Consider the following 9,696-nt stretch of genomic DNA (forward strand, 5'->3'; position numbering starts at 1 on the left):
ACATACTATGCCTTGAAGAATCACGCAAAACCTGCGATAATAGTAGGAGTTAGAATCACTCGAATATGAAAGCGAATTTTGCTATGAAACATATCTGTATTGGCATCACGGCGCACGTTGATGCCGGAAAAACTACTCTGTCGGAAGCCATGCTGTACCAGGCGGGTGCGCTGAAAAAATTAGGCCGCGTGGACCATCAGGATGCGTTCCTCGATACGTTTGCGCTCGAGCGCGCGCGCGGCATCACAATTTTCTCCAAGCAGGCGGAGTTCTCCCTGTCGCACACCGAGGTGACACTGCTGGACACGCCCGGTCACGTTGACTTTTCGGCGGAGATGGAGCGCACACTGCAGGTGCTCGACTGTGCGGTGCTGGTCATCAGCGGCACGGACGGCGTACAGGCGCACACAGAAACGCTGTGGCGGCTGCTGACGCGTCAGGGAATCCCGACGTTTCTGTTCATCAACAAGATGGATTTGGACGGTGCAGACCGAAATGCACTCCTGCAGGAGCTGAAATCACGGCTGGACAGCGGCTGCGTGGACTTCACTTCGACGGACACAATGGCAGAGGAGCTTGCGGTGTGCGATGAGGGTCTGCTCGAGCAGTACCTCGAGACAGGAATGGTGGGCGACAGCCAGATCGCACAGCTGGTTGCGGAACGAAAAGCGTTCCCGTGCTACTTCGGCTCGGCGCTCAAACTGGACGGCGTGGACGCGCTGCTGGATGGTCTGGAACGCTATCTTCCTGCACCGCAGTACGGCGCGGACTTCGGTGCGCGTGTGTTCAAAATCGCGCGTGACGCACAGGGCAACCGCCTGTCATATCTCAAAATCACCGGCGGTGCGCTTTCCGTGCGCGAGCAGCTTTCGGGCGGCGAGGACGGCGGCTGGCAGGAAAAGGTGAGCGGCATCCGCATTTACTCGGGCGAAAAATTCCGCACGGCTGAGCGCGTCGAGAGCGGCATGGTCTGTGCGGTGACCGGACTCACGCACACGCGTCCGGGCATGGGTCTTGGCGCGGAAGCCGGTGCGCTGCCGCCGGTTCTGGAACCCGTTCTCGGGTACCGCGTGTGCCTGCCGGAAGGGTGTGACGCGCATGTCATGCTGCGCAATCTGCGCCAGCTCGAGGAGGAGGACCCGCAGCTTCGCGTGGTGTGGAACGAACGATTAGGCGAAATCCATTTGCAGCTCATGGGCGAGGTACAGCTGGAAATCCTCACCAGCGTTATCGCGGAACGCTTCGGCGTGGATGTGACCTTTGACGAGGGCAGCATCGTCTACCGCGAGACCATCACCGAGCCGGTGATCGGCATCGGCCATTTCGAGCCGCTGCGGCATTACGCTGAGGTGCATCTGCTGCTTGAACCGGCAGAGCGCGGCAGCGGCATTCAGCTGTCAACGGCGTGTCCGACCGATGTGCTCGACCTGAACTGGCAGCGATTGATCCTCACGCATCTGGCGGAAAAAACGCACTTGGGCGTGCTGACCGGCGCACCCATCACGGATGTGAAGATAACCATTCTTGCAGGACGCGCACACGTCAAGCACACGGAAGGCGGTGACTTTCGCGAGGCGACCTACCGCGCCGTCCGCAACGGCCTTATGCGCACAGAAAGCCTGCTGCTTGAGCCGTATTATGCGTTTCGGCTGGAGCTGCCGGACGAGTGCGTCGGACGCGCCATGACCGACATTCAGCGAATGAACGGCACGTTCGAGCCTCCGGAACAGGGTGCTCACGGCTCGCTTCTGACCGGAACGGCGCCGGTTTCCACCATGCGCAACTACTGGACCGAGGTTGCCGCGTACACCAAGGGACGCGGTCGGCTGTCGTGCACACCGGACGGCTATGCGCCCTGCCACAACGCGGAGGAAGTCATCTCGGCAGCCGCCTACGACCCGACCGCCGATGTGGAAAATACGCCGGATTCCGTGTTCTGCTCGCACGGCGCAGGCTATGTCGTCAAGTGGAACGAGGTGCCCGAGCACGCGCATGCGGACACCTCAAATGTGCTGAAACCTAAGGAAGAAGAGCCGGAAAAAGTCCGTCCGGCGCGTTCCTCCGGCACAGGCGGCGGAGACGGCTTCGGCGGCGATGCGGAACTGCGGGCCTTGTTTGAACGCACCTACGGTCCAGTCAAAAACCGCGGCTTTGAGGCCTTCCAGCAGAGCCGCAAAAAGGCGGCCACGCTCGAGCAGCTGTACGTTACCCGCATCCGTGAGGACGATTATCTGCTCGTGGACGGCTACAACATCATCTTCTCGTGGGACGAGCTGCGCGACATTGCCGCCCGTGATGTCAACGCAGCCCGTGAAGCGCTCGTCAACGTGCTGAGCAATTATCAGGGTGTGCGCAGATGCCATCTTATTCTCGTGTTCGATGCCTATAAGGTCAAAGGCGGAACCGGCTCGATCGAGCAGCGCGGCGGTATCCATATCGTCTACACCAAGGAGGCCGAAACCGCGGATATGTACATTGAGCAGGCGTCCTACGACCTGTCGCGCAAGCACCGTGTTCGCGTGGCTACATCGGACGGCATGGAGCAGATGATCATTCTCGGCCATGGCGCAGAGCGTATCTCCGCGACCGAGCTGCACTGGGAAGTAGAGCAGGCCAATGAGCATATTGAGGCAATTCTGAAAAAATTGTAAACAAAAATCGGTTTGGACTTGAATTCATAGTAAACCTGTGGTATATTAGTGAAAAGGGGAATTTGCAACTATGAAGATTTCAACCAAAGGAAGATATGCGCTTCGTCTGATGATCGACTTGGCGCAGCATGACGCAGGCGGCTACATTCCGCTGCGCGATATCTCCAAGCGACAGCAGATCTCGGCCAAGTATCTGGAGCAGATCGTGGTGCAGCTTTCGCGTGCGGGCTTTGTCATCTCGACGCGAGGCGCACAGGGCGGCTATCAGCTGGCGCGGCATCCTTCGGAGTATACCGTGGGCGATATTCTGCGCATTACCGAAGGCTCTCTTGCGCCGGTGGCGTGTTTGGAGCACGAGCCGGTGGATTGTCCTCGTGTAGATGAATGCATTACGCTCAGCTTTTGGCGCGGATTGTATGACGCAATCAATAATTATGTTGATTCGGTCACGCTCGAGGATCTTGTCAACAACGGAACGCTTAATTTTTCCATCTAACGCAAAAAGACAGACGATTTTTCGTCTGTCTTTTTTTCGTTGAGTAATGGAGAATGAACGATGCGGTTTTATCTTCTGTGTGCGTGCATGTGGTTTACAGGCGGTGCACCGAGTCGGCGCATCCTACAATATAACGTGATAATGTCGTGTAGACAGCAAAAGAAAAAGGGAACACCCCGCAGGCATTCCCTTTGCATATAAACTTATGCTCGATGCAGCAGCTTTTTGACACTGAGCAGCATCTCGCGGCTGTTGAGTGCCGCAACCGCGCCGAACAGCGCAATCTGCCAGACGAGCCACAGTGGCGGCTCAAGCAGCATGAGCATGGACTGTACGGTAAGCAGAATCACGGTCAGCGCCAAGCGCGGCACCTTCCAGCGGACCGGCATGAACCGCCGGCTGTCGATCGCACGGTACAGGAACAGAGCCACATAGCTGATGAGCGTTGCCAGCGCCGCACCGGTGCCGCCCATCCGCGGGATGAGCAGGGCGTTCAGACCGATGTTAATGACCGCGGAGAATGCCGTGGACAGGAAGGACGCAACCGTCTTCTTTTCCAGCAGGTACACGCTTTTCTGGAAGCTGGACAGGCAGTTGAAGCCCGCGCCGACCGCCAGAATCGGGATGAACGTCCAGCCGATATAGTAGCTGGGCACGGCGAGAACCGTCATAGCCAGCTTGGCGCACATTACGCCGCCGGACGCGATGATGAACACGATGGACGAGTATGTGTTGCCGACGTTCGAGAAGAACGTGATCTGCTCCTCCTTGGTGTTGTTGTTGACCATGGATATCTGCCATGCATCAACAAAGATGGACGCAACAAGCGCGATCAGTGTCGGCACACGGTAGGAGATCGAGTAGATGGCGCTGACTGCAGTATCCTGCATGGAAGCGAGGAACACCTGATCCGAGAAGCCAATGATATACACGAGAATCGCATCCGGTACGAGCGGAAGCGAGTATGCCAGCATGCCGCGCCACAGGTGCATGTCCAGACGCTTGAGCTTGACGTACTTCCACAAACCGGCAATAATGAACAGGCAAACAGTGGAAAGCGCGTCCGAGCAGATGATGGAGAACACATAGCCGAGGATGTTCCAGCGGAACACCTTCAGGTAGAGGATGTTCAGCATGATGGTGACGAACGTACGGAAAATGCCGTCGATCGCGTACAGGCGGACGTGGCCGAGCGCGCGGATGAACTGGCTGCACACATTCTGCGTGCACGAGGTCAGAACATACAGGTAGATGATCCACTGATACTCAAGCAGTGAGCCGGTAACACCCGCCGAGGTGTTATAGTGGATGAGACTCAGCAGCGGATGGAACGGCAGTGCGATAATAAAGCCGCACAGCACGGTCACAAGCGCAATGGTAAACACACTGCGCTTGTAATACTTGCGCTCAAGTCCGTAGCGGATGACCGCCTGTCCGATGGACAGCGACACCACCGGATACAGAATACTGGTGGTCTTGATGATCAGGTCGGCGACACCCATTTCATCCTGCGTCATCATGCCGGTGTAGAAACGCAGCATGAGGATGACGAGAATCTTGGAACTGAACGTGCCTATCGCAAAGATAAAGGTATTGCCGAGAAGGCGTTTGTATTGATTCATTTTTTGCCCTTTCTCAGCCGGAGTGTGTGGCACTGGTCGGTAACGCGGTCGGTCAGCCATGCAGCGATAATGCCGCACAGCACGCCGATGACCGCTCCGGCCAGTACGTCGGTCGGGTAATGGACGCTGGCATACAGCCGCGAAAACGCAATGGCTGCCGCCAGCAGAAAGGCCAGAAAACCGGTTTTATGGTGGAAGAAGTACAGCGCCGAGGCTGCCGCAAATGAGCTGAGCGTGTGCCCAGACGGAAACGACCACGGGTCCTCCGGAACGAGCAGCGCCGTCAGGTCGGTGTGGGTGACAAATGGACGCGGCCGCATGACAAGGTTCTTGAGGAACACGTTGCCAAGCAGAAAGCCGACACCGAGCGCGATCAGCATCGCCGCACCGGCGCGGCGTGTTCGCCGGAAGAACAGCAGCAGTACGGCAAGCGTAATCCAGACAGCACCGTAGCTGCCCAGCAGGGAGAACACCTTCCAGACTGTGTCGGACAGACCACCGCGCCAGTGCTCCGAGATGTACGCGAGAACGCCGTAGTCAACTGAATGCACAATATCGAGCAGAATATCCATTTACCGGAATCGCCGCCTTTCAGGATTAGAAGTTGTTTTATGATGGGGGGATGGCTATGGAAACAACTTCCCGGTTATTTTTCGGAAGCAGAACGGTCTACCTTGTCCACGATGAGGGCAATCGCCTGGTCACCGGTGACGTTGGTAGCAGTGCCGAAGCTGTCCTGCGAGAAGTGCAGGGCGATGATAAGCTGCTGCATCGGGTCGGTGAAGCCGAGCATCGAGGTGATCAGGCCCAGTGCCGACATAACACCGCCGCCCGGTACACCCGGAGCCGCAACCATGGTAACGCCCAGCATGAATACAAACGGAGCAAACATGGCAAAGGTCGGGGTTATGCCGCTTGCAAGCATGATGCCCATCGAGCCGAGTACGAGGCAGATGGTATCGCCGTTGAGGTTGATGGTAGCGCACAGCGGAACGACAAAGTCGGCAACGTCGTTATTTATATTGTTATTATATGCACAGTTCAGCGCAATCGGAATAGTCGATGCAGACGACTGGGTGCCGAGTGCGGTAAAGTACGCCGGAGCGGCGTTCTTCATGCTTTTGAAGTGGTTCTTGCGGCAGACAATGCTTGCCAGACCAAACTGAGACACGATGTACAGCAGCTGCAGCACAATAATGATAGCATACAGGGAAGCGAACATCTTGACGGTAGCCGCCAGACGGCCCTCGGCTGCGATGTTGGCGAACAGACCTGCGATGTGGATCGGGATCAGCGGAATGATAATGCGGCTGAGTACGCCGGTAACGATCTTCTGCAGATCGCGGAAAACGTTCAGCAGGGAATCGCCCTTAAGGTTTGCCATGCCGATGCCGATCACGAACGCGAGCACAAGTGCAGTCATAACGCCGAACACCGGGTCAACCGTGATGGAGAACAGCGGCTCGAAGGCGTTGCTCTCGAGTACATCGCCGGTGATGGGCTGAATGATCCCCGGCAGAACGGCCTTGCCGATGAAGAAGGTCAGCAGGCCGGAAATAACGGTTGTGCCGTAGGCCAGCAGCAGGGTCAGACCGAACAGACGGTTGGCCTTCTTGCCAAGCTCTGCCATGCCGACCGTGATGAACGACAGGATGATCAGCGGGATCATGAATGACAGGAAGGTTGAGAACAGCGAGGTAAAGGTTGCCAGCAGGCGGATGATGGCAACAAAGAACGCAGTGTCCGCGATGCCGAACCACTGTCCGCACATACCGATGAGGATACCGGCGATGATGCCGATAATCAGTCGAATTAACAGTCCTAATTGTTTCACTTGCATTTACTCCTCTTTTTCACAAAAATTTTAGCATACTAATAATACTATAGCAGAAAAGAGCCGTGATAGCAAGTTAAAGCGACAGATTATGACGGCGTATACCGAATTTATCCGAATTTGTGGTTGCTATCATGAATACAGGGCGCTATAATATAAAGGTATACCTGTCGAATAATGGCGGGTGCATCGAGAATCCAAAGCATATTCCAAGCATAGATTAGTTAAGAGGTATACTCATGGCAGATAAAAGCGCAAACAAACCGAAGAAGGGAGCGCATTTGATCAAAAAGCAGGCCAAAAAGCCGGAAAAACCGGCGCAGGTCATCCGGACGGAAGCGAAGCAGCCGAAGAAGAAACGTCGTGTTCCTATCGGTGTAAAGATTGCCGTCGGCGTTGTCATTGCGGCGGCAGCCGGTGCATTCGGCTATGTGTACTGCTACCCGAATGTTTTTCCGGGTGTGACTGTCGGACCGATCGCGGTCGGCGGCATGAACCGCGATGATGCGGCAAACACCATCGAGGACCAGAGTGCGCCGCTGTACGAGGGCAAGAACGTCACGGTGACGATTTACGGCTCCAACTATGATATTCCGGTCGATAAGGTGCTGAAAAACGTGGACGGCATCCAGTCCGCCGAGAACGCCTATGAAATAGGCCGTACCGGCAATCCGCTCGAGCGCGTGCGCGATATCATCGGCGCAATGCGCGGTCACAGAGAGGCGCAGATTGCGGCAACTGTAGATGAGGAAAGCCTGCGCGGCACGCTTAACGAAATCGCGGACACGGCGCTGACCGAACCGGTCAATCCGACCTGGGAACTGAAGGACAGCAATCTGATCGTGCATTCTGGCAAGCCGGGCGTCAAGTTTGACACGGATGCGGTAGAGCAGGCGCTGACTGATCAGATCCGCCTGATGGACTTTGAGCCGTATGAGGTCTCGACCGATGTGACAGCCGCTCCGGCGATTGACGTTGACAAGATTGCAGCCGACATTATCGGTGACCCGGTCAACGCTACCGTCAGCAAGGAGGACGGCAAGACCATCATCGCCGGCAAGACAGGCGTGTCGTTCGACACCGATAAGGCCAAGGAGATCATTGGCGACGGCTCGCAAGAGACCTACACCATTCCTGTGACGATCACCCAGCCGTCCATCACGGCAGAGACGCTCAAGGCGAAGCTGTTCCACGATACGCTCGCGCGCACGGCGACCAATCTCGATGAGGGCAACGCACCGCGTACGAACAATATCCGTCTGGCGGCTAAGGCCATCAACGGCACTATCCTCAATCCGGGCGACGAGTTTTCCTATAACGGCACGGTTGGCGAGCGCACAGCCGCACGCGGTTATCAGGAGGCGCATGCCTACTCGGGCGGCAAGATTATTGACGAGTTCGGCGGCGGTGTCTGCCAGCCGTCCTCGACGCTGTACATGGCTGTACTGCGTGCCGATTTGAAGGTGACCGAACGACATAATCATTCGTTTACCGTGTCCTACACACCGCTCGGCGAGGATGCAACCGTGGATTACGGCAATCTGGATTTCCGGTTCGTCAACAATACGGCGTATCCGGTCAAGATTCTTGCCGAGCAGACCGACGGTCAGATGATCATGACCATTGTCGGCACCAAAACGAGCGACAAGACGGTCACGACCCGCACAGAGGTGCTCGAGACCTACAAGCCGGAGACCGTTACAAAGACGGACAGCTCGATGGAGGCAGGCGAGAGCCGCGTGGAGACCTCGGGCATCACGGGCTACTCGACCAAGACCTACAAGCAGATTATTGAAAATGGCAAGACGACCGAGGTGCTGGCCAACAGCTCCACCTATTCCAAGCGGGATGAGGTCGTGTACGTCGGTGAATGATAAAGAAAACGGAGAATTTTATGAACAATTTTACAGCTGAGACCCGCAGACAGCTTAAGCGGGAGCAGAAGGCGCGTGTAATGGAAAACCTTGGACGGTGTATCGGCATCCAGCTGATGTACCTCGTGCCGTATGTGCTGCTGATGGTGATCCTGTACGTTTCCGTGTTCGGCAGAGCGTTCGCGCTCATCGCAGGCGGTGTTTCTGCGAATGATTACCAGTTGATGGCGGCACTCTCGCGTGGACTGAATACGGTATGGTTGTGCATTGCGCTTATGCTGGCGATCACGGGCCCCCTGCAGTTCGGCCTCATGCACTTTTACATCGGTCTCGCACACAGCGAGGATGTAACGGTGGGTATGCTCATGTACCCGTTCACCTCGCTGAAAAGTGTCTGGGCGGGCATCCGCATGGTGTTTACGCTGTGGCTGCGCGGCATTATCTGGTCAATCGTACCGACCGTCATCTATTCGGCAATCGTATTTTCGGTTGCTGTGGTTGTCTCGGATACAGCACAGTATCAGGTGATTGCGGGAGCGCTGCAGGTTGTGTACCTGCTGGTGATGATTCCGATTCGCGTTAAGCTGCAGACCTATAATGCTGGCTGGCTTCTGCTCGCGCAGGATGAGAACCGCAGCGCATGGGCGGCTACGCGCGAGGCTTCATGGGCGTTCCGCGGAAATCTGATGAAGCTGTTTGTATTCGACCTCAGCTTTATCGGCTGGTATGTACTGATCGCGGTTGTCCTCTGGGGATGTATCCTGCTCGGCACGGTCGGTCTGACTGTGATGAGCACCGGCATGGCGATTGCGGTGTTCGCGGCAGCTCTGGTGGCGGCGCTATGCCTGACTGCCGTACTGAACGGTTTTCTCTCGGCGTATATGGAAAGCTCGTTCGTGCGTATGTATGAGCATTTGACCGAACCGTCGGCGGAGTTTTATCCGGAAGGGTAAGCATCCTGCCGGGCAACCTGCATTCATGTAGGTTATGCGGTGATAGCATCAGGCAAACGATAGGATATCATTTATGAACGTGTGAAAAGCCTCGGAGATGTGTGCTCCGAGGCTTGAGGCTGTCGAAAAACTAACGTTTTCCGAGCAGCCTCTCGCTCGAAACCACGCTTTCGAGCGAATCTCGAAGAAAAACCGCGTCCTGCGGACACATTTTTTCTTCCCTTGTATAAATTCCGAGATACATGCTCCCGGAATTTATGAATTTG

7 protein-coding genes are annotated in these 9,696 nt (G+C 56.1%); 4 read left to right on the top strand and 3 right to left on the bottom strand.

The annotated features are described in order from the left end of the window. Positions 1–83: 83 nt before the first annotated feature. Positions 84–2,651 carry an NYN domain-containing protein gene (locus tag ACWVX6_RS10530; RefSeq protein ID WP_455153117.1) on the top strand — a complete coding sequence of 856 codons (2,568 nt, stop codon included), beginning with the start codon at positions 84–86 and terminating at the stop codon, positions 2,649–2,651. Between the two features lie 70 nt (positions 2,652–2,721). Then, a complete protein-coding gene (locus tag ACWVX6_RS10535; RefSeq protein WP_110436718.1) occupies positions 2,722–3,147 on the top strand; it encodes an RrF2 family transcriptional regulator in 426 nt (141 codons plus the stop codon). A gap of 203 nt (positions 3,148–3,350) precedes the next feature. On the opposite strand, the gene ACWVX6_RS10540 is transcribed toward ACWVX6_RS10535, so the two are convergent. The 3 genes from ACWVX6_RS10540 to ACWVX6_RS10550 form a co-directional block, all read right to left on the bottom strand. Continuing rightward, positions 3,351–4,769 (bottom strand): lipopolysaccharide biosynthesis protein, encoded by a 1,419-nt coding sequence (locus ACWVX6_RS10540; RefSeq protein ID WP_455153118.1) that lies wholly within the window; start codon positions 4,767–4,769, stop codon positions 3,351–3,353. Then, positions 4,766–5,341, bottom strand: coding sequence for a phosphatase PAP2 family protein (locus ACWVX6_RS10545; RefSeq protein ID WP_117750898.1), 576 nt, complete (start codon positions 5,339–5,341; stop codon positions 4,766–4,768). Before ACWVX6_RS10545 ends, ACWVX6_RS10540 begins: the two co-directional genes overlap by 4 nt. A gap of 74 nt (positions 5,342–5,415) precedes the next feature. Beyond that, positions 5,416–6,603, bottom strand: a complete 1,188-nt coding sequence (locus ACWVX6_RS10550; protein ID WP_455153119.1) for a cation:dicarboxylate symporter family transporter — start codon at positions 6,601–6,603, stop codon at positions 5,416–5,418. Positions 6,604–6,842: 239 nt separating this feature from the next. Here ACWVX6_RS10550 and ACWVX6_RS10555 point away from each other — a divergent pair, with 239 nt between their 5' ends. Then, a complete protein-coding gene (locus ACWVX6_RS10555) occupies positions 6,843–8,477 on the top strand; it encodes a VanW family protein (RefSeq protein ID WP_455153120.1) in 1,635 nt (544 codons plus the stop codon). A gap of 20 nt (positions 8,478–8,497) precedes the next feature. Further along, on the top strand, positions 8,498–9,430 hold the full coding sequence (locus tag ACWVX6_RS10560; protein ID WP_455153121.1) for a DUF975 family protein: 933 nt from the start codon (positions 8,498–8,500) through the stop codon (positions 9,428–9,430). Positions 9,431–9,696 lie beyond the last annotated feature (266 nt).

The sequence above is a fragment of the Butyricicoccus sp. genome, from assembly GCF_977037065.1.